Source organism: Aquimarina aquimarini, from assembly GCF_900299535.1.
Taxonomy (GTDB): Bacteria; Bacteroidota; Bacteroidia; order Flavobacteriales; family Flavobacteriaceae; genus Aquimarina; species Aquimarina aquimarini.
In genome coordinates, this window is record NZ_OMKE01000017.1 from 1 (window position 1) to 22,669 (window position 22,669).

The following is a 22,669-nucleotide window of genomic DNA, read 5'->3' on the forward strand; positions in this document are numbered from 1 at the left end:
AACTACAATCCAACATAGTGTAAGTTTTGTGATCGATTTCTAATTTGGCTTTAAAAGACATTTGGTGTTAAAATTTTGGTTAATACTATACATAGAACTTGTTTTTGATATCCCTATATATATTTTGTTTTATAAACAATAGTATATAAGCTATTACCAAAAGTGTGACCAATAAACATTCAGGGTAGGAAAAAATGATATTGATACTATAGAACTCATCCTTACTTTTTGTTTTTAAAATACGATACTCAAAAAAAACAAAAAATAGTATAATTTTGAATACCAATGTAATTATCTTGGTAATAAAGACCAATAAATCAGGTAGTTTTTCGATAAAACACTGTTTTATATAGGCAAAAAACACGTATTATAATACCGTGACCTATTTGCCTTACAGGCTTATCATTTTTGGTATTTCAAAGATATTTTTAGATTCAAATAATAACCTTTTTGGTGCTTCAAAGATACTTTTAGGTTCTTTTTGACAATTTCTTTTCTAAAACTGAAAATAAATAAATGGCTGAAAATCTGCCGCATAGGTTTGATAGCATAGTATTGCTACTACCATTGCTACGAGCGCCTTGATTACTATATTACTTTTTACAAATACGTTTTCTGCCCAGTCCTTAGTACGATATGGCAACCAGTGTGTAATATACCCCAATGCCATTACTATAAAAACAATACGATACTCCCACAATACGGCAAGGGCATTCTGCCAATCCATATTGGTTATCACTTGTTGATAAAAACGATTGATATGATCCATACTATTTCCTCTAAAATAGATACGGGTAAAGGTTATAAAAAGAAATGTCAAAGTGATTTTCCATAACAATGCATACCATTTTGTAGAGCTTTCATAGGGGCTGACTTTACGCCAATATTTATAAGCTACTACCCCCAAACCATTTAATCCGCCCCAGATCACAAATTTCCATGAAGCTCCGTGCCATAGCCCACCGATAAGCATGGTAATCATAATATTTACGTTTCTATTAAAATGCCATGCCAGTTTTGATGAAAAGAGTGTCATAATCAAAAAACCACCTACAACAGCCGCTGCCACCAACGCAATAGAATAGTCTGATACGGCAAAGACACCCAAAAAAGTAAATAGTAATACAAAGGCATAAGAGAAGATGCTTCCGCTACGATTACCTCCTATAGGAATATATAAGTAATCTTTGAGCCAGCTTGATAATGAGATATGCCATCTCCTCCAGAAATCACCACAATGAATTGCCTTGTATGGGGAGTTGAAATTAACGGGGAGTTTGTACCCCATAAGCATTGCCAACCCTATGGCAATATCAGTATATCCAGAGAAATCGCCATAAATCTGTAACGAATATCCAAACATTGCCATGATATTGGTAAAACCAGAGAACATCTCGGGCACATCAAATACCCGATCCATAAAATTTGCCGCAATATAATCTGCAAACAACATTTTTTTGATCAGCCCTTTAAGAATCATAAAAGTAGCTCTCCCAAACTCTTCTTGGGTTATGGTTATTTTTTTTCTGATCTGTGGCACAAAATCTGATGCTCGCACTATAGGCCCTGCTACTAATTGAGGAAAGAAACTTACAAAAAATCCAAAATCAATAATCGAATTGAGGGGCTTGATCTGTTTTCTGTATATATCAACACTATAACTAATCGTCTGGAAGGTATAAAAGGATATCCCTACCGGAAGAATTATTTTATCTACCGTAAAATAATCTGTTGTTGCCCATGTATTTGCCCATTGTGCTAGATAGTTTATAACCTCATAGTCTGTTTGAAACAGGTAGTTATATGAATCTGCAAAAAAATAGGCATATTTAAAATAGCACAGTGTACTCAGGTTGATGATCACACTGATTGCTACCAATATCTTTTGCAATATTACCGATCTACTTTTATAGATGGCTTTGCCCAAAAAGAAATCATTGACGGTACTAAATAATAAGATACCTATAAAAAATCCACTGGTTTTATAATAAAAAAGTAAACTGATTGCGAAAAGATAAGCGCTTCGCAAATTTTTATTACTATATACTATTGCATAGATAAAATATACTACTGCAAAAAATATCCAGAAGTTTGCCTGTGTAAAAATTAAGGGGAATTCTTCTGAAAAAGAAAATATGTCTATAAGTCTATTCATTTAATAATCTGGCTCAAAACAGTGTTATACTCCAATTGCATTTCTTTTTCCCAGGAATGTGCTAATGCTTGTAGTAGTAGGTCTGCTTTTATTCTATATCCCGCTACCGTAAAATGAATACGGTCTCGAGGCATTAATTTATTTGTATACCAACTTTGTGAGGAATTGAATCCTCCCATAATTTCATAAAAATCCCAAATCGCCATTTTTTGTTCTTTTGCTACTTCATAAATTACTTTTTGAGCTATACGGGTTCTGGGATTAGGAATTTTTCTTTTATAATAGGAATCATTGGGTACGGTAAGCAGTACAGCGCAATCAGGATTTGCTTTTTGAATTGTTTTGATCAACTCTGTATAGTATGCCTTATACTTTGCTGGATCAAAATCTGGGTGATAAGCATCATTGGTACCAATGGATACAATAAATAAATCAGGTTTATAGAGCATCAATTGCTCTTCAAAATATCGGCATCGTTTATAGAACCCAAAACTCCCCCCGTTTACCCCTATAGAAGTGTATTGTATCCCGCTATTATCATTCATAAGCTCTATCCCCATCATCAGGAATTCTGCATTCTGTGCTCCTTTTACTTTACGCACACAAAACTCGATCTCTTCAACCGTTTTATTAAAGGTATATTCTACAAAATGTGCTTGTTTGTTTTCTGCTACTGCAGTGACAAGGCTATCTTGTTTAAAAGATATTTCATAATCTGTGGTCCAGTTATCATAAAAAATTCTGATTTTATTAAAATCATACATTTTTTCGTGGTAGTTATTACCGTTGGCTTTTATTTTTATATTGGAAACACTATCCTTGAAAACAGCAGTGACTCCTGATAATCCCCAAGCTATACTATCTCTATTGACCGAGCATCGATACCCACGCCATACTCCATCATATTTTACTCTGTAATTACCAGGGTTATTGGTTTTTGCAATACTATACGGGTATATAAATCCACGTTGTCCTTTTGCTTCTGGATTCATCATTTGCAGGTATGATCGTAATCGATTTGAATAGATATCTGCCTGAATGTGTGATCCACCGATATGAAAAATGTGTACATTCTCTTTTTTGCCATTGGCAATAGCATCTAGTTTTTGATATAGTTTTTTGAAAGCTGGAGAGTTTTCTGCCATCTTGATTGTATTGGCTTTCCAGTTTATAAAAGTATATTTATTCTTTAATGTATCTATAGTATAGGTCTGTGCTATGGCTGGTAGTACCAGTAGCCATAGTAAAAAAAATAATTGTCTACGTTTCTTCATTGGTTTTAGGTTCTTTGAGGTCAAGGTATAGGGCTGTAAAAAATAGTTCAGATATTATTTTGGTTCCTTTCCAGGTAAAATGCATATAATCTTTGGCGGTGAGTTTTTCATCTACCCATAATGCCATTGCTCCTTTTCCTCCCATAGCCTTATACATGCTCCAGTAAGCAACATTATTCTCTAGGCAGGTTTCCATTAATTTAGTATCTAAATAAGGTAACAGAGGATAGGTTTCCATTTTTCCGTTTACGGGTTGGCACATATCTGTAGGGCCAATAAATATAAAACTGGTATTTTTTGCACGTCTTCGTATCCAATTTGCTTGATTCACAACTCTCTTTGCATACTTCTCAACATCTGTAGAGTCTTTGAGGTAAGGCATCGTATTACCCCCGTATTGCATAATAACAATCTTGGGTTTTAGTTGTCTTGCCATTCGGCTATAGGTTCCTGCATTGGAACTGGCAAATATAGTTCCTGATGCACCTCTCATAGCAATATTATCTATTTGCACTCCAGAAGGGGCATCTAGTGTTAATCCATAAAAATCTGCACTTATCTTACCTTCCACCTCTATTTTGAGATTGGTAGGAGTCGTACTTGTTCTTATTTTATATTGATGATATTTTCCGTCTGTTATCAAGCTATCTTGTTGTATCAATACTCCATCATTGTACACCGTTATTTTTATAGGAGTATTACAATTACCGTAATGCAATCCTATATTGGTAAACCTTCTAAATTTTGCATACGCTTTTGTAGATTTACCTATGGTTACCGATGCTTTTACTACTGGCAATACACTCATAGCCGTACTATCTGGCTGTTCTGTTTGGTATGCTGTAAATCGTGAAACAGAGAGGTATGCCCCATATTTTCTATGAGAAAACTTTTTTTGAGTAGGATCAAAGTAAGCATATCGTTGCCAATTCTCGCTGGGAGTTATTATTGCACTTATCTGGTTATAGACTGGTAATACAGGTAAAAAACCTGGTCCCCCGCCACCATACATAAGCTGTAGCCTATTGCGTAAATACCCAGTGATACGGTCTCCTTCTATTTGAGAGTCTCCATAATGTAAAATTCTACATGATCTTGATGCTAGTTTTGTTCTTAGCTCATTTGCAAAATCAGGGGAATTCTCAGGGTATTTGATTCGTACAAGTCGGGTAGTATCTATTTTAGAAAAATCAGGTAATTGAGTAATTTTATCTGTAACAACGGTATCGCTTTTATTGTCTGTAGTTTCTATATCAAGAGGGGTTACAATCTGAGTAACTTCTAGAACGTCTTGGCGGGTTAGAGTAGTATCTTTCTTTAATCCCAAAAAGGTAGCATATGTTGGATATTTGAGTGATACGTCTTGATAATAAAATCCATCATCTTGTGTTTGAGCATTCTCAGTTTTTCCTTGCTCACTCAAAAACATAAGTCCAAATAATCCTCCTAGTATAAATAGGATAAATAATGATATATAAATAGGTCTAATTCTCAACAATTCTTTAAAATGTTAATGTATTGTAAAAATAGGAAGTTTTTACAAACTACAAAGTATATCGGTATGATGCATTAAATTTATTTTATAACATTTTTTACTTACTTTTTTTAAAAACAGCAAGTTGATTCTATATAGGTTTTACTTTACTCAACTTTATACTGTTTATACTTATAAATCTCCTGCTATCACTACCCACCGTTCTTTTACTTGTCTATATATTCCCCACCACCCTTCTGAATTTCTTTTATAGGGAGGCACCATTACCAAATAATCTCCTTTTTCTAGAGAAAATCCATACATATCCATTTTACCATTTTTTTGAAGTATCTCATGGTAATCTGATAATCGCATCCTCTTGAAATCATATAGAGAATCTAATGGTCTTTCTTTATGCGTATACAAAGCGCTTTTAGAGTTTCTTGCCATCTTTTTTAATCTTTTCTTGTATTTTTTGAAGTTTACTTTGCCGTCTTTATTTATACCACCATGTAAATGCACAAAGTTTTTTACATCAAAATATGCTATATATCCCTTAATATCCCCTTTTCTCAGATCGTCTAATTGAGATCGTACTGCATTTGTAAGCTTATCTTGATTAGTATCCTCCTGACATAAACAGAAAAACGGAAGTATTATAAAAAAAGTTGCTTTAATATTATGTTTCATCAATACTTTTATTTTTTTATGATCTGGTTTTATACTCTATAAAAGTTAATACATCTTTTTTAATTAATAACATATCAAAAAATGGTTTTAAAATTTTAACATTTTAAGTTTATTAATAATTTCTGTAAATTTCTTTGATCACTTTTTTATACTACTAGTTATAATTCCTATAAAAAACAAATTAAAAGATAGAAGAATTCATCATTTTTTTAAATAAATTAAAAGGTTAATTTTCGTAAAAAAAACATGTGTACCGTTAACTATGAGTTAATTACTACAAAACCAAAACTCATCATTTTTTTTCATCTTAATTTAGTTGACAACTTAAAATAGTTTTAGTTTGTTTTTGTGATTGTATCGCTTTTTATAAAGCTACATAGTATGCAACCTAGGTCCGGAACTAAGAGCATGTACTATTGATCTCTCTCTAAAAATAAACTTTAACTCATAATTTTTACTAACTCTTTAAACTTACACAAACATGAAAAAGACATTTTTAAAAAGTCTGTCTAAATTATTGGTACTAGCTGTACTAGGTTTTGCCACCTTATTTACTTCTTGCGAAAAAGAAGCACCGGAAACTTTTGAACAACAAGAAACTGTTCATAAACAAACTAGAGATACGTATTTAAATATTTCTGATGAAAATCTTAGTAAAGGGTCATCATTTGCTGGGCGCCCTAATCCAGAACTAATCAGTAACCTTACTGTATTTATAGATCAGGGGGTTCCTATGGAGTGGGTTAACCCTACAGTTAGAGCTATTAGCGAATGGAATAGTGTAAATACCATAACAATGAGAAGGGTATTTTCTAGGGTACAAGCTGATATTATTGTAAATGCAAAAGCCGAAAGACCTTTCCTTAATAATTCTCCTGCGGGAGCTGATTTCCCTGATTTTGCCAACGGGCCAGCTGGGGAGTTTGTTACTATCAACCTTAATTACAATAATACAAATCCTGTTCTTACACCAAACTTACGATATTATATCATGACACATGAACTTGGCCATACTCTTGGGCTTCACCATGCAGATGCTGTTCCTCGTGGTGCTAACATTGATTTCATGAAAAATAGGGTTACGGAAGCAGATGAAAATTGGGGTGGAATATCTCAACAAAATGTTAGATCAATTAATAGAATATTATTTCCTAATTTGGGTGATCCTAGATAATATTTAAAATTTTAGACATAGTTAAATCAATGTACGCTCTCTATCTTTTTTGAATCGAGAGCGTACATTTTTTAGTTTCTGTACTTTAATTCTATTTAAAGGATACTACCAAATCATCTGCATTGACCATGGTTCCAGATTTGAGAGCGATTTTCTTAACAACTGCATCTTCATTGGCTGTAATGGTGGTTTCCATCTTCATAGCTTCAATTATAAATAGAGGTTCGTTTTTCTTTACTTCTTGTCCTGTTTTTACCAATACAGAAGACAAAGACCCTTGTAAGGGGGCTCCTATTTGTTTTGAATCTGATTTATCTACCTTGACATGTGTTACTTTCTCTACTTTGATAGAGTGGTCTTGTATTTCTACATTTCTTGTCTGTCCATTTACTTTAAAGAATATAGTTACCATACCATCCTCATGAGGTTCTCCTATAGATATCAATTCTATCAGTAATGTTTTTCCTTTATCCAATTCTATAATGATCTCTTCTCCTGGGGTCATCCCGTAGAAAAAGTTTTTGGTCGGTATATTTGTTACATCACCATATTGTAGATGGTGGTTGTATGCTCCTGTAAAAACTTTTGGATATAACTTATACGAAAGAAAATCTGTAATATCTAATGCTCTTGCCATTCCTTTTCTGAATGTTTTTACAAAATCTTCAAATTCTGTTTCAAAATCTACAGGTTCCAGATGCGCATTGGGCCTATTGGTAAAAGGTTTTTGATCTTTGAGTATTGATTTTTGTAAGCCTTTAGGAAACTCTCCTACTGGTTGTCCTAATTCTCCCTTAAATAAACTAACTACAGATTGCGGAAATGAAATAGTTTCTCCTCGTTCTTTTACATCCTCTATCGTTAGGTCATTACTTACCAGATATTGTGCCATATCCCCTACTACTTTAGAACTTGGGGTTACTTTTACAATATCACCAAAAAGTTGATTTACCTCACCATACATTTTGGTAATTTCATGAAAACGGTCTGCTAATCCTAGTCCTTGCGCTTGTGGTTTAAGATTAGAGTATTGTCCTCCTGGAATTTCATGTTGATACACCTCTCCTGTTCCAGCTTTTAATCCAGATTCAAAAACATAATAATACTCACGCACGGCCTCCCAATAATTAGAATACTCATTCAACTTTGAAATATTAATTGGGTTCTCTCGTTCATGAAATTTCATCATTTCTAGTACTGCATTAAAATTGGGTTGAGCAGTTAATCCTGATAATCCACCAATTGCTACATCTACCACATCTACTCCAGCTTCTATGGCTTTGAGATATGTTGCTGATTGTACAGAAGATGTATCATGTGTATGCAAATGAATAGGGATATTTATTTCTGTTTTTAATGCAGAAACCAACTCATAAGCGGCATAAGGTTTTAGCAATCCTGCCATATCTTTAATTCCAAGAATATGCGCTCCTGCATTTTCTATATCTTTAGCCAATTGAATATAATATTCTAGTGTATATTTGGTTCTTTTGGGATCTAGAATATCTCCTGTATAACATAATGATCCTTCTGCCAATCCTTGAGTTTTTGTACGCACATGCTCAATACAAGGGGCAATAGATTTCATCCAGTTTAAGGAATCAAAAATTCTAAACACATCGACTCCATTCTCCCAAGATTGTTCTACAAATTTTCCTATCAAATTATCTGGATACGCTTTATACCCTACCCCGTTAGATCCACGAATCAACATTTGTAGTAATAGATTAGGCATTGCTTTGCGTAGAGTGCGAAGTCGCTCCCAAGGGTTTTCTTTAAGAAAACGCAGGCAGACATCAAAGGTTGCTCCCCCCCAGACTTCCATACTAAAGATTTCAGGATGGTTCTTTGCAAATCCTTCTGCTACTTTTTGCATATCATATGTACGCATTCTTGTTGCCAACAGACTTTGGTGAGCATCTCTCATAGTAGTGTCTGTATAATGTACTTTCTTCTCATTCTTAAGCCAGGTTGCAAATTTCTCTGGACCTAATTCGGTAAGTAAATCTTTGGTTCCTTTGACATAACTTGCCGTTTCATCATATTTTGGTACAACGGGTGTTACAAAAGTTTTTTCAGGATCTATTTTTTTTACATCAGGATTCCCATTAACAATAACATTACCAAGAAAATTCGCCAGTTTGGTAGCTCGATTACGAGATTCTTTTATTGTAAATAATGATTTTGTGTTTTGAATAAAATTAACGGTTGCCTCTCCTTTTCTAAAAGTTTCGTGTTGAAGAATATTATCTAAAAATGGCATATTGGTTTTTACTCCTCGTATTCTAAACTCTGAAAGAGCTCTTCTCATTTTTCTACAAGCTCCATCTAACGTTCTGCTATTAGCAGAGATTTTTACCAGCATCGAATCAAAAAACGGAGAAATAGTTACTCCTTGATATACACTTCCTGCGTCTAATCGTATCCCGAATCCAGAAGCACTTCTATAGGTAGTGATTGTACCATAATCAGGTTTAAAATCATTTTCAGGGTCTTCTGTTGTGATTCTACACTGTAATGCAAATCCATTTATTTTTAAATTTTCTTGACTCTCTATTTTGATTTGTCGATCTGATAGTTTATACCCTCCTGCAATAAATACTTGTGCCTTGATTAGATCTATCCCCGTAACAATCTCTGTTACCGTATGTTCTACCTGCACACGTGGATTTACTTCTATAAAATAAATACTCTCGTCTTCATCTACCAAAAATTCTACAGTACCAATATTATTATAATCTACCGCTTTACAAATTTTTAATGCATACTCATATAGAGCTTGTTTAATCTTTTCTGATACTCCAAAAGAAGGAGCATATTCAATCACTTTTTGATAACGTCTTTGTACAGAGCAATCTCGTTCAAAAAGATGTACCATATTACCATGGTGATCTGCTACAATTTGTACTTCGATATGTTTTGGGTTTTCAACAAATTTCTCTAGAAACACAGTATCATCACCAAAAGCATTTAGCGCTTCTCTACGAGACTCAGGATACGCTTTTTCTAATTCTTCTTTATTTCTAATTACTCGCATACCACGACCTCCACCTCCTGAGGCGGCTTTGAGCATTACAGGATACCCGATACTCTTTGCTTCTTCTATAGCAATAGCAATGTCTGTAAGTTCTTTTTTATTACTTTGAATAATTGGTATATCATTTTCTATTGCTACTTTTTTGGCCGTTATCTTATCTCCCAACGATTGTAATACCGACACTTTAGGGCCAATAAAAATGATATCATTTTCTAAACATTTCTGTGCAAAATCCGCGTTTTCTGATAGAAACCCATATCCTGGATGAATGGCATCTACATTATTGTTTTTTGCAACTTTGATAATCTCCTCTATATTGAGGTACGGTTTTAACGGTTGGTTATTTTCGCCAATCTGGTAGGCTTCATCAGATTTGTATCTGTGTAAGGAGTATCGATCTTCATAGGTATATACTCCTACCGTTTGCAAACCAATCTCTGTACAAGCTCTAAAAATACGAATTGCGATTTCTCCCCTATTAGCCACTAATACTTTTTTGATTTGCATGATATAATATTAAATAAATTAAAACTTTTTGAACACTCGTCTCCGAAGATATTAATTCAGATAATTTATTGCAATACAACCACTTCAAAATAATTCATTTTTTCACTAATACTTAACTAATTCTATTAATCTGTTAATTAAAACACTATTATTCATCAAAATGGTAAGTTATTATTATTCTTAACTTGAGAATACTTCATCTCCAAAAAATTAGAGTTTATATCTAGTTATATAAGATTATCAAGCTTTATTCGTTATTATAAAATACAAGAGGGAATACAATCTCTAATATGATTGCTAAAAGATATTCCCAAATCATAAACCATTTGTTTAATACCCATTAAATATTTTTATTATGAAAAATAGAATTATTGTATTTGCCAGCCTACTACTATTTACCAGTGCATTTTTATCAAGTTGTAATAGTGATGATGACAAAACATCTATTCCTTCTACTCCAGTTACGACTTCAAAACAATACAAAAACATTGAAGCGGCTAATACCAAAATAAATGCTATCGTAGAAAATGTTTTTAACACAGAATCTACTATCAAACTACATGGTAACCCTGCTAACAAAATGTCAAATTGCATGACAATTACCTCAGAAATAGCAGAACAAAATCAAGTTGTTGTTATTGATTTTGGTACTAATTGTGAAGTATCTAACGGAGAAATTATATCTGGTAAGATTCGTATGAGTTTTGCTGTGGAGTTAGATACTGAAAGTAAAATAGAAATTAATTATAGTCTTGAAAATGTTATCTACAATGACATTACAGTAAGTGGTAATGCTACGACTATATTTTCTATTCAAAATGATACTACAGGTGCTACACGCTTTACAACAAATTCAGATTTCTCATTTGCTTGGGGCAATGAAATTTCTGCTACAAGCACAACTAACTTTGTTACAGAATCAGTTTTTGAAACTAATAATCCAGATACTCCCACTGATTTGATTTTTTATACAGTAACTACAGGTACTAGTGTAACAGAATTTTCTAATGGTGATCGATACGCTGCAGAAATTACAACTCCTATACGTAATGAGAGCGCTTGTCAATATACAGTAAGTGGTGTTATCGTTACTACAGAAAATACCGCTACCGTTACCTTGGATTATGGTGATGGAACTTGTGATAATATTGCTACTCAAACTGATAGCGATGGTAATCAAACAACCATAGAATTATAACAACTTTTCCTTTGTTTAAAAAAAGCGTTTTAGAGATTTTCTCTGAAGCGTTTTTTTATTGAAAATTAACAAAGGATTAGTATTCATCATTAGTACCATTGACTAATTTTGTCTCTTAACAACCCCGAGTAAATAATATATAACCTTTTTTTTAATCATTAAATATGAAAAACCGAATTATTGCCTTTGCAAGTGTACTTATAACAACCGCTTTTATGCTAAGTTGTAGTAGTGACGATGATAATACATCTACAGCTCCTGATGGAGTGATTACTGCTACAAAATATAAGGACATAAAATCAGCTAATCGTGAAATTAATGCAGTAGTACAAGGTGCTTTTAACACTCAACCTACTCCTGCTTCTAAGAGTAGCTATATCAATAAAACTACTGACTGTACTACTATTGATGGTATGGATGCTGGTACAGGAGGAAATGTTACTATAGATTTTGGTACTAATTGTAGCTTACCTGATGGAGAAACTGTATCTGGTAAAATTATTATAAGTTTTAGCATTAAAGAAGAAGCTACAGGAGTACGAATCGATATGAATTATTCATTAGAGAACTTTTCTTTTAACGGTATAACTGTTAGTGGAAATTCTGTTGCTACTATCTCTGCTAATCTAGAGAGTGATCAGTATTTTACTTCAACCTCTGACTATGTATTTACATGGGATGATGGTCTTAAAGTTACTAGTAAGGATGTTACTTCTACAGAAGTAATCTTGAATCAGGAAACTTTTGAATACCACACACTAGTTCATTTGGATACTAAAGCTGAATTTAATAATGGTGATGTGTATACTTCTAAAACTACTGCTCCATTACGAATTGAAAATGGATGTGAATATGTAGTTAGTGGTACTATTGTGACCAATGAAAATGCAGCAACCACTACATTGGACTATGGTGATGGTACTTGTGATAAGATTGCTAATCAAACAGATAGTGATGGTAACACTACAACAATAGACCTAAGCGTAGAGGAAAATTTCACTCTATAAAAAAAGCTATTCTATTTCGTCATAATTAATAGTAAAACCGTTTTTAGAAAAATTTCTAAAAACGGTTTTATCATTTCTGTATTTTATTGTAATAAGCTTTCTCTGTTACTTTTGACCATTTAGAAATATTGTTCTGAAAATTTGAATAACTCTCATACACTTCTTTAGACAGCGGATCATCTCCTATCATTTCTTGAATTGCTTCTTCTGTATAACCTCGTAAACCATCAAGAGTTTCTTTTGAAAACTCTCGAAGTTCTACCTTTTCTTCATTGATTAATTTATCTAGGTAAATACCATTTTGTTTATCAAACTCTGCCAAAACCCATACTTGCGCACGTTTTGATGCTGCCTCTAATACTGCTTGTAAATGTCTTGGCAAACCATCATATAGGTTTTTATTGACAAAAAACTCTAACTGCGAACCTGTTTCGTGCCATCCAGGTGTATAGTAATACTTTGCTATTTTATGAAACCCCATCTTATAATCGTGGTAAGGCCCAATCCATTCTGTTGCATCGATCACTCCTCTTTCTAAACTTGTATACACCTCGCTACCTGCTACAAGTACAGCTGCACCTCCTGCTTTTTCTAGCACCTTTCCTCCTATGCCTGGTAAACGCATTTTTAGCCCTTTAAAGTCTTCTATAGAATTAATCTCACGATTAAACCAGCCCCCCATCTGCACTCCTGTATTTCCTCCCATAAATGGAACAAGATTAAATTTGGCATACGTCTTTTTCCATAACTCATATCCTCCTCCAGTTTCCAACCACGAGGTAATCTGCTGACTATTCATTCCAAACGGAACTGCTGCAAAGAATTGTGCTGCTGGGGTTTTACCTGCCCAATAATACGCTGCTCCGCATCCCATTTCTATACTACCTTGCGAGACTGCATCAAAAGCTTCTAATGGAGGAACGAGCTCTCCTCCTCCATATACTTTTATTTTTATTTGTCCATTAGATAATTCATCTACCCATTCAGCATATTTTTCTGCTACTTCACCTACTACAGGAAAATTTGGTGGCCAAGTGGTAGTCATTTTCCAATAAAAAACCTTGTCAGGTTTGGCTACATCATATGTGGCTGTACTCATACTAGCTGGAGGATCCCCAAGGCAAGAAAAAAACAACGACACTGTTATTAATAAAACAGTGTATGTAAACATGGTATGTTTTTGAATATTCATAAATTCTATCTTTTGTACTAAGTAACTTGTTCTCTTTTTATTTTGAAATAAAAATAATCTCTGGAAAAAATACTACTACTCCAACAATGATTAGTTGAATGATTATAAAAGGAATAATACCTTTATAAATCTGACTGGTTTTTACGCTCTCTGGTGCAACTCCTTTGAGGTAAAATAATGCAAAACCAAACGGAGGAGTCAAAAATGATGTTTGCAGATTTAATGCTATCAAAATTCCAACCCATAACATATCCATATCAAAGGCATTAAAAACAGGAGTTACTACTGGTATAATAATGAATATGATCTCAATAAAATCAATAAAAAAACCTGCTATAAAAATGACTACCATCACTAATACCAAAAACATAAGAGGACTCAGGTTTGAGGATATAATTAATTCTTGTAAGTACGTATCACCCCCCAATGTTCTGAATACTAATGTAAATGTGGTTGCCCCCAAAAGAATAAAGAACACCATTGAGGTAAGCTTGGTCGTCTCTTGAGCTACTTGTTTTAATGTTTTAAAAGAAAACTTTTTTTGAGTGATCGTTAATAGTGTCGCTCCTATTGCTCCAATAGCAGAGGCTTCAGTAGGTGAAGCAATCCCTGTAAAAATAGAACCTAATACCAAAACAATTAATAATATTGGCAGAAATAATACTTTGAGCACTTTTACCGTAAAATCATTTCCTCTAAATGCTGCTATTTCTTCTGCAGGAATACTAGGTGCATCTTCTTTATTTATAAAAGAGGTGATCAATATATAAATAATATAGAGCCCTACTAGTAATACCCCTGGTAACAATGCTGCCGAGAATAATGCGCCAACATCAACAGATGCTGATCCTCTGGAAGAGCTATTAATGGTATCTGCTAGTAATACCAGTACAATTGATGGTGGAATAATTTGTCCTAAAGTCCCAGAAGATGCAATTACTCCAGTAGCAAGTTCTGTTTTATATCCTCTTTTGAGCATTGTAGGCAAACTTATTAATCCCATAGTTACTACAGTTGCTCCCACAATTCCTGTTGATGCTGCAAGTAATGCTCCTACCAATACTACCGAAATTGCCAATCCGCCACGTACACGACCAAACATCATAGCCATTGTTTCTAATAAACTTTGTGCAAGGCCAGATTTTTCTAACATAATTCCCATAAAAATAAATAGAGGAACTGCCATCAATACATAATTATTGACAACTCCCATGATTCGAGAAGGAAGTAAATAAAATGTAGACATCTGGAACTGTTCTGGTGCAAAAATAGAAACTCCAAAAGCAAAAATCACAGAGATTCCTCCTAAGGTAAAAGCTACAGGGTAGCCTCTGAGAATCAAAATAAATATAATTAGAAATAGTACGATTGCCAGATACTCCATTACGCTTTTTTATTGAAAATGGTTTGAAATGATTTCAACATATGTGAAATCCCTTGAAGTAACAGGAAGATAAACCCAAGGGTGATACAAAATTTGAGGACATATAATCCTGGTAATCCTCCTGGTTGAGGAGAACTTTCGCCTATCATAAAAGAAAACTGCCCATAATACCATGATGAAACGATGACTACATAACACCAAGGAACTAATAAAAAAATACCTCCAAAAAGGTCGACCCAAGCTTTGCCTTTGTCTGATAATTTGGTATAAAAAACATCTACTCGTACATGTTTTTCAAATTTGAATGTATATCCAGAGGCTAGTAAAAACAGCATTCCGAAGAGATAAATTTCTACCTCTATCATCCAGACATATGTAAATTTAAAAATATAACGAACGATCACATCCAGACCAATCATCACTGCCAAAAAAACGGCTATCCAACTAACTAATGTTCCTGTTTTTTCACCAATCCAATCTAAAAAATCAATACTTTTTTGCATCTAATGATTTGTGTTTGTAAACGTAGTATGAAGATACTAAAATTAGCTATACAAAAAATAGAAGTAGTATAAGAAAGTAGATCTTACTTAATGCTTAAACCTCAAAAAAATAAAATTAATTATCGTACAAAAACAGGCTCATTAGGCTTTGTAGTAAACTCTTCGCTAAATCCATACCCTTCATAATTAAAACCTTTTAAGTCGTCTATAGTTTCTGCTCCTGTATCAAGTATATAACGAACCATCATACCTCTGGCTTTCTTTGCATAGAAACTGATTATTTTAAGTTTATCTCCTTTCCAATCTTTAAATTGAGGAGCAATCACAGGTACTTTTAATGATTTTGTGTCTATAGCACTAAAATATTCATTGCTTGCCAAGTTTACAAATAGTTCATTCTCTTGCAATTCATCATTAAGTTGTTGAGTAATTTGCTTTTTCCAGAATTCGTACAAATTATTTTTTCGCCCTACTTTTATCTTAGTTCCCATCTCTAAACGATATGGTTGCATAAGGTCTAATGGTTTTAATATACCATATAATCCAGATAATATTCTCAACTTATCTTGTAGTACATCTAACTTATCTTCAGGAATAGTATAAGCATCTAATCCTGTATATACATCTCCATTGAATGCATAAACCGACGGTCTTGCATTACCTATTGTAAAAGGTAACTCAAAATCCTGATTACGTTGCCAGTTTAATTGTGCTAATTTATCACTTATACTCATTAGCTCAGAAAGGTTTTTTGGTGTCTTTTTTCTGAGTACCGTATTTAGCTTTTCTATTTCAGAAAGAAATACTGGTGTCGTATACTGTGTTGTTGGCAAAGCTGTTTCAAAATCTAATGATTTTGCTGGAGATATTACAATTTTCATTACAAGTGCTATTTTTGTTGTTCAAAAATACGATTGTACATCGAGAATTAAAATCCGTACCTGTATTTATTCTCTATTCGGGTATTTATAAAAGTTATTCTGACCTTATTATATATTTTTCTATCTGTGACATAAAGCTTTCTTCATCTTTGTATGCAAGCATATTCCCTTCGGGATCAAAAAATTTTGCTACTGTTCCCCATGAATGTTCTTGATAATCAACCTTGATATTTTTCCTTATAAGATTATCTGCCATGGCTTTTACATTCTCTACATTTATTCTGATACAGCTAAAATTTTTATCAAAATTTTCTTTTAACTGAAGATATTCTCTCCTGTCTTCTTTTTCTACCATAAGATAGGTTCCATAAAGATCAAAACACGTTAATTCTGTATCTTTAAACAAAATATCCAACTCTATTATTTCATTATAAAACGTAATACATTCCTCATATTTCTTTACATATAGAATTAGCCCTGTTCTTTTGAATGTCATATAAAATATTTTTATCAACACAATAAAAACATTAAGTATCACTATAACAGATAATTACAATAAACAAAAGAAATACCTTTATCAACACTCTCTATCCCAATTATCAATGATATATTTTGATACGTTATACCATTCATTTTTAAGGTATACCCATAATTAAAATGTTAATAACAACTAAAAAATTATTCTTTATTGATTTATATTTTAACTATTTTTAACACTAACAACGTATTACAACGAGGGGATAACCTTCTGACTTTCGTCACAAAAATTATGATTTTTATTATTTATTATTGGTGAATTCATTGTCTATAATCACAATTTTATTGCTACTTATTGCCTCAATGTATAATTTAAAATTTGTAATATGTTACGAACTTCGAGCAAAATTATTTTTTTATTGTTGTCAACAGTCATTCTCTTTTATTCTTGTGAGGAAGAAGAGGATTTGTTGATTACAGAACCACAAACGGATGAACGATCAGCCGCCGAAACTGTTCAGGACACCGTATACTCAGATGCTGAGTTATTAAAAGTATTAGAAGAAGAATTCGACTTCTTAGAACAAGAGAAAAAAGGGAATATCTCAGATATCTCTAGTATGGATATCGTCAAAGAGAACCCCAAAAAAGTGTATGTGCATTACCTTCCTTGGTTTCAAAGTAAAGACTTTGATGGCTATTGGGGGCAACATTGGACTATGAGTAATCAAAACCCTGATGTTCCAAAATCAAATGGTAACCTACAAATTGCTTCACATTATTATCCACTCATTGGCCCCTATTCATCTAATGATCCTGATTTGCATGAATATCATTTTTTAATGATGAAATTATCTGGAATAGATGGAGTAATTTTTGATTGGTATGGTAGTAAAGATCTACATGATTATGGATTGATCAAACAGTCTACTGAGACTTTTATTACCGCACTAGAAGATCTAGGACTTCAATTCTCTATTATGTATGAAGACAGAGTTGCTGCTCAGGTTGCAGAGCAGTCGGCTACTACGAGTATTATAGAAGCTGCACAAGATGACTTTACATACATTAATCAAAAGTATTTCCCTAGTCCACAATACATGAAACATAACAATAATAATATGTTATTTGTTTTTGGTCCTCATCATATAACAACTGAAACATCCTGGAATCAGGTATTTGATATTTTACCTACCTCTAATCGTCCTGATTTTTTGACATTATGGGCTGCTAGTAACACTGTTGGTGTAAATGCTACAGGAGAGTTTTTATGGGTAGATCAGGATCATTTACTCGCTCATGAACATTACTATAACACTCATCAGACAACAGATCAAATTATTGTTGGATCAGCGTATCCTGGTTTTAATAGTTTTTATAATGAAGGTGGATGGACTGGTGGCACCGATAGTTGGACCATCGACCTCAATAACGGTACTACTTTTATAGAAACATTGAATTATAATCATCATGAACGTTCTGATTTTATACAAATCATTACTTGGAATGATTTTGGTGAAGGCACTATGATAGAGCCTACGCAAGAGTTTGGTTTTACCTATTTACAACTCTTACAACAATATACAGGAGTACCTCATACATCAGATGATCTGCAGGTTGCTCTAGACCTATATTTGGCAAGAAAAGAGTATACTAATAATGAGCAGGCACAACGTCTCTTGGATAGAACGTATAAATATATAAAACAACTTGATATGAATCGTGCAGATAAAATTATAAAGTCTATACAAAGGTTTCTATAGTATTTCACAAAATGCCTATGATAAAAAAATACTTTTTAAAGAACAAAAAAAGCCTGTCTATCAGACAGGCTTGTGTTTTTAAAAAAGTCAAAATGTATATTATAATACTTTCACGTTTACCGCGTTCATTCCTTTTTTACCTTCTTTAAGATCAAATTCTACCTCATCACCTTCACGAATCTCGTCAATAAGCCCTGAAATGTGTACGAAGTGATCTTTATTTGATCCCTCTTCTGTAATGAATCCAAATCCTTTGGAGTCATTGAAAAATTTTACTGTTCCTTTGTTCATTATAAAATATTAAAACACGAAGGTAATACTATTTGTCCAGTATTTCCTATTTATTTCAAAATAAAGTTTTTATTCTACACTATTTAATGTTCTCTAAATACAATGATAATAAAGATATTAAGTATCTAAGTCACATACATGTAGATATTTACATATAGTAAAGATGTTAATGCATATGGGTTGATTTATCTCAACCTCTCTTTACTGCCGTAATAAGTTAAATAAATGATCAAAAAATCCATAGGATGAGATGTAAAAACACTCTTATTTCTTATAAAGATACATTACAAATCGATCGAACTTAATAATGGTAGAGTATACTATTAATTATTCAACTGATTTTTTGCATAGTTCCTCCATCGATCCACACATTGATCTATATCTTGTGGTATTGGTGTGTCAAAATGCATTTGTTTTCCAGTAACAGGGTGTTCAAACCCAAGTGTTTTTGCATGTAATGCTTGCCTTGGCAAAATTTTAAAACAATTTTCTACAAATTGTTTATATTTTGTAAAAGTAGTTCCTTTCAATATTTTTTCCCCTCCGTAACGTTCGTCATTAAACAAGGTATGTCCAATATGCTTCATATGAACTCTAATCTGATGCGTTCTTCCTGTCTCTAATCTACAAGAGACCAATGTTACATATCCTAGACGTTCTATAACTTTATAATGCGTTACTGCAGGTTTTCCTTTATCTGCTTCTTCTCCTTCAAAAACAGTATTCTGTAACCTATTCTTAGGGTGACGACCAATATTGCCTTCAATAATACCTTGATCTTCTTCTAGATTCCCCCATACTATTGCTACATACTCTCGTTGACTGGTCTTATCAAAAAACTGTTTCGCCAGATGAGTCATCGCTTCTTCTGTCTTTGCAACCACCAATAAGCCACTAGTATCCTTATCAATACGATGTACCAACCCAGGCCGATCACTACTATTATTGGGCAGATTATCAAAATGATAAATCAAAGCATTGATCAATGTGCCAGAATAATTACCATGACCAGGATGTACCACCATTCCTGCGGGTTTATTTACCACCAAAAGTGCATCATCTTCGTATACAATATCCAAAGGGATATTTTCTGGAGTAAGCAAGTTTTCATAAGGTGGGTGAGAAAACAAAACTCTCACAATATCATGAGGTTTGACTTTATGGTTAGATTTTACAGCAACGTCATTTACAAATACACTGCCATCTTTTGCGGCTTGTTGTATTTTGTTACGAGTTGCATTCTCAACAAAATTCATCAAAAACTTATCCACCCGTAAAGGTACTTGACCTGCTCCCGCTACAAAACGGTGATGCTCATAAAGATCATCTTCATTAGTCCCAAAATCTCCTGTATCTATATTTTCTTCCAAAATCAGTTAGAAAGGTTTATTGATGTCCCTCCATCACCCAATACAAGGTCTATGACAGAGGTCTTCATTAATTTTGTTCCAGATTTTAATCGTTTGCCTTTATGCCTTAATTCTAATACCATGTCTTTGGCAATATTAGGCTTGTAGGTTACGGTTCCTATTTTGAACCCAAGAGCGATCAATTTTGGTTCTACTTGTCTTCTTGTTTTTTGTACCATATTAGGTACTTCTATCTTGCGGTAACCAGAAGGGTTTAAGGTTACATATATTTTTCGGTTTTTCTTAACCTCACTACCCGCTTTAGGGTTTTGTTCTATCACTGAATATCTAGGAAAATCAGGATTAAAACTAGCCGAATCCTGAACTTCATACTTCAACTCTTTCTCTTCAAGCATTATAGCTATATCATCCAGACTCTTTTTACTTAGACTAGGTACAACAATACGTTGGTGGTGATTGGTTGTACTCTCTAACCATTGTAGTGTTACATATGCCAAAATTGCAAGCATTGCAACTGCTATAACTAATTGTATTAAGAATATTTTACTACAAATAAACTTGATAAGACCTCTGAAGAAATTCATAAACACATATAAAATTTGGACAAATATATAAAAACGGAAAGTTTTACGCTTTTCTTATTAGATAAATGATATTTTTGTTTTCAAAAGTTATACATTTTATGAAGAAAAACATTGCCATTTTAGTAGGGGGATACTCTAGTGAGTTTGAAATTTCTATCCAAAGCGGAAATGTAGTCTACAAATACCTTGACAAAGATTTGTATAGCCCGTTTCGCATTCATATCACAAAAAATGACTGGTATTATGTAGATGATCTTGATCAGAAACATAGTATTGATAAAAATGATTTTTCTTTAACATTAGAAGGCAACAAAATTATTTTTGATGCTGCTTTTAATACGGTGCATGGTACTCCTGGAGAAGATGGACTACTGCAAGCTTACTTTGATTTGATAAATATCCCACAAACAACTTGTGATTTTTATCAAGCAGCACTCACTTTTAACAAGCGTGACTGCATTAGTACGTTACAACCTTATGGCATACCTACTGCTACCAATTATTTTTTAAACAAGGGAGATACCATAGATTCTAAAGCTATTATAGATACTGTAGGATTACCTTGTTTTGTAAAAGCTAATAAAGCTGGTAGTAGTTATGGGGTATCCAAAGTACATACAGAGGATCAATTACTTCCTGCTATTGAGAATGCATATCAGGAAGATGATGAAATTATTATAGAGTCCTTTTTAAGCGGAACCGAAGTTTCTGTTGGAGTGATCCAGTATCAAGGAAAAGATATTGTTCTCCCTATCACTGAAATTGTTTCTGAAAATGATTTTTTTGATTATAATGCCAAATATCTTGGACAATCACAAGAAATTACTCCTGCTCGTCTATCTGATAAGGATACCAAAAAGGTGCAAGATCTTGCATTGCAAGTATATCAAATATTAAAAATGAAAGGTTTTTCTAGAAGTGAGTATATTTTTCATAATGGGGAACCTCATTTTATAGAAATGAATACTACTCCTGGACTTAGTGAAGCTAGTATCTTACCTCAACAAGCAAATAAAGCAGGAATTAGTCTAAAAGAATTATTCTCTAATAGTATTGAGTCTTGTATTAAAAAATAAACTGCTTATCTGTATTAGAAAAGATTGTGATAAAAATAGTAATTTGCAAATTCATTTATATTTGTATAATACGAATAAACGATTTTATTGATGAGAAGAGCTGTTTTTCCTGGATCATTTGATCCCATTACATTAGGACATTATGATATTATAGAAAGAGGACTTACCTTATTTGATGAAATCATTCTGGCTATAGGAGTAAATGCTGAAAAGAAATATATGTTTTCTCTTGAGCAACGCAAACAGTTTATAGAGGAAGCTTTTATAAACGAACCAAAAATAAAAGTGATGACCTATCAGGGGTTAACTGTTGATTTTTGTAAAAAACAAAATGCTCAGTTTATATTACGTGGTCTGCGTAACCCTGGAGATTTTGAGTTTGAAAAAGCTATTGCCCATACCAATAGAAAAATGTCTGAAATTGAAACCGTATTTTTATTAACCTCTTCTGGTAAGAGCTATATATCTTCCTCTATTGTAAGGGATGTGATTCGTAATGGAGGGGATGTTTCTGGACTTGTTCCTGATACAGTTCGTGTAAAATAAAAGATCCTAGAAAATAATATCGTATTACTAAAATAAATCCCTCACCTGATATCACTATCAAATGAGAGATTTATAAAATATAGTAT

The 22,669-nt window shown here is 33.1% G+C and carries 19 protein-coding genes; 6 read left to right on the top strand and 13 right to left on the bottom strand.

Annotation, left to right across the window (positions count from 1 at the left end):
• Positions 1-496 precede the first annotated feature (496 nt).
• The 4 genes from DG508_RS09425 to DG508_RS09440 all read right to left on the bottom strand — a co-directional run bounded on the left by DG508_RS09425 (position 497) and on the right by DG508_RS09440 (position 5,593).
• Complete coding sequence (locus tag DG508_RS09425; RefSeq protein WP_108867902.1) at positions 497-2,155, bottom strand: MBOAT family O-acyltransferase; 1,659 nt, start codon at positions 2,153-2,155, stop codon at positions 497-499.
• Positions 2,152-3,429: a GDSL-type esterase/lipase family protein gene (locus tag DG508_RS09430; RefSeq protein WP_108867903.1), complete on the bottom strand. Its 1,278-nt coding sequence runs from the start codon at positions 3,427-3,429 to the stop codon at positions 2,152-2,154. Before DG508_RS09430 ends, DG508_RS09425 begins: the two co-directional genes overlap by 4 nt.
• Positions 3,416-4,927 (bottom strand): SGNH/GDSL hydrolase family protein, encoded by a 1,512-nt coding sequence (locus tag DG508_RS09435; RefSeq protein ID WP_159090782.1) that lies wholly within the window; start codon positions 4,925-4,927, stop codon positions 3,416-3,418. The genes DG508_RS09430 and DG508_RS09435 overlap by 14 nt, the downstream gene beginning before the upstream one ends.
• A gap of 168 nt (positions 4,928-5,095) precedes the next feature.
• Complete coding sequence (locus DG508_RS09440; RefSeq protein ID WP_108867905.1) at positions 5,096-5,593, bottom strand: hypothetical protein; 498 nt, start codon at positions 5,591-5,593, stop codon at positions 5,096-5,098.
• 481 nt (positions 5,594-6,074) lie between these two features.
• Here DG508_RS09440 and DG508_RS09445 point away from each other — a divergent pair, with 481 nt between their 5' ends.
• Complete coding sequence (locus DG508_RS09445) at positions 6,075-6,767, top strand: M57 family metalloprotease (protein ID WP_108867906.1); 693 nt, start codon at positions 6,075-6,077, stop codon at positions 6,765-6,767.
• A 91-nt stretch (positions 6,768-6,858) separates the two neighbouring features.
• On the opposite strand, the gene DG508_RS09450 is transcribed toward DG508_RS09445, so the two are convergent.
• A complete protein-coding gene (locus DG508_RS09450; protein WP_108867907.1) occupies positions 6,859-10,311 on the bottom strand; it encodes a pyruvate carboxylase in 3,453 nt (1,150 codons plus the stop codon).
• Between the two features lie 355 nt (positions 10,312-10,666).
• Here DG508_RS09450 and DG508_RS09455 point away from each other — a divergent pair, with 355 nt between their 5' ends.
• Both DG508_RS09455 and DG508_RS09460 read left to right on the top strand, forming a co-directional pair.
• A complete protein-coding gene (locus tag DG508_RS09455) occupies positions 10,667-11,509 on the top strand; it encodes a hypothetical protein (RefSeq protein ID WP_108867908.1) in 843 nt (280 codons plus the stop codon).
• A 164-nt stretch (positions 11,510-11,673) separates the two neighbouring features.
• Positions 11,674-12,516 (top strand): hypothetical protein, encoded by an 843-nt coding sequence (locus DG508_RS09460; protein WP_108867909.1) that lies wholly within the window; start codon positions 11,674-11,676, stop codon positions 12,514-12,516.
• A gap of 70 nt (positions 12,517-12,586) precedes the next feature.
• On the opposite strand, the gene DG508_RS09465 is transcribed toward DG508_RS09460, so the two are convergent.
• The 5 genes from DG508_RS09465 to DG508_RS09485 form a co-directional block, all read right to left on the bottom strand.
• Entirely contained in the window at positions 12,587-13,708 is a 1,122-nt protein-coding gene (locus tag DG508_RS09465; RefSeq protein ID WP_234418207.1) for a TRAP transporter substrate-binding protein, read from the bottom strand.
• 37 nt (positions 13,709-13,745) lie between these two features.
• Positions 13,746-15,092 carry a TRAP transporter large permease gene (locus tag DG508_RS09470; RefSeq protein ID WP_108867910.1) on the bottom strand — a complete coding sequence of 449 codons (1,347 nt, stop codon included), beginning with the start codon at positions 15,090-15,092 and terminating at the stop codon, positions 13,746-13,748.
• Positions 15,092-15,595: a TRAP transporter small permease subunit gene (locus DG508_RS09475; RefSeq protein WP_108867911.1), complete on the bottom strand. Its 504-nt coding sequence runs from the start codon at positions 15,593-15,595 to the stop codon at positions 15,092-15,094. The genes DG508_RS09470 and DG508_RS09475 overlap by 1 nt, the downstream gene beginning before the upstream one ends.
• Positions 15,596-15,714: 119 nt before the next feature.
• Positions 15,715-16,476, bottom strand: coding sequence for a peroxide stress protein YaaA (gene yaaA, locus DG508_RS09480; RefSeq protein WP_108867912.1), 762 nt, complete (start codon positions 16,474-16,476; stop codon positions 15,715-15,717).
• A gap of 94 nt (positions 16,477-16,570) precedes the next feature.
• Positions 16,571-16,972, bottom strand: a complete 402-nt coding sequence (locus DG508_RS09485; protein WP_108867913.1) for a VOC family protein — start codon at positions 16,970-16,972, stop codon at positions 16,571-16,573.
• A gap of 367 nt (positions 16,973-17,339) precedes the next feature.
• Between DG508_RS09485 and DG508_RS09490 the strand changes: the two genes are divergently transcribed.
• Positions 17,340-18,716, top strand: coding sequence for a glycoside hydrolase family 99 protein (locus DG508_RS09490; RefSeq protein WP_108867914.1), 1,377 nt, complete (start codon positions 17,340-17,342; stop codon positions 18,714-18,716).
• A gap of 99 nt (positions 18,717-18,815) precedes the next feature.
• Here DG508_RS09490 and DG508_RS09495 read toward each other — a convergent pair whose 3' ends face one another.
• The 3 genes from DG508_RS09495 to DG508_RS09505 form a co-directional block, all read right to left on the bottom strand.
• A complete protein-coding gene (locus tag DG508_RS09495) occupies positions 18,816-19,007 on the bottom strand; it encodes a cold-shock protein (RefSeq protein ID WP_103866618.1) in 192 nt (63 codons plus the stop codon).
• 323 nt (positions 19,008-19,330) lie between these two features.
• The gene (locus DG508_RS09500) at positions 19,331-20,380 is read right to left on the bottom strand and encodes an RluA family pseudouridine synthase (protein ID WP_108867915.1); all 1,050 of its coding nucleotides are present in this window, start codon (positions 20,378-20,380) and stop codon (positions 19,331-19,333) included.
• On the bottom strand, positions 20,380-20,961 hold the full coding sequence (locus DG508_RS09505; protein WP_108867916.1) for a PASTA domain-containing protein: 582 nt from the start codon (positions 20,959-20,961) through the stop codon (positions 20,380-20,382). The genes DG508_RS09500 and DG508_RS09505 overlap by 1 nt, the downstream gene beginning before the upstream one ends.
• 98 nt (positions 20,962-21,059) lie before the next feature.
• Between DG508_RS09505 and DG508_RS09510 the strand changes: the two genes are divergently transcribed.
• Both DG508_RS09510 and coaD read left to right on the top strand, forming a co-directional pair.
• The gene (locus tag DG508_RS09510) at positions 21,060-22,037 is read left to right on the top strand and encodes a D-alanine--D-alanine ligase (RefSeq protein WP_108867917.1); all 978 of its coding nucleotides are present in this window, start codon (positions 21,060-21,062) and stop codon (positions 22,035-22,037) included.
• A 90-nt stretch (positions 22,038-22,127) separates the two neighbouring features.
• Positions 22,128-22,583: a pantetheine-phosphate adenylyltransferase gene (gene coaD / locus DG508_RS09515; protein ID WP_108867918.1), complete on the top strand. Its 456-nt coding sequence runs from the start codon at positions 22,128-22,130 to the stop codon at positions 22,581-22,583.
• The last annotated feature ends 86 nt before the right edge of the window (positions 22,584-22,669 follow it).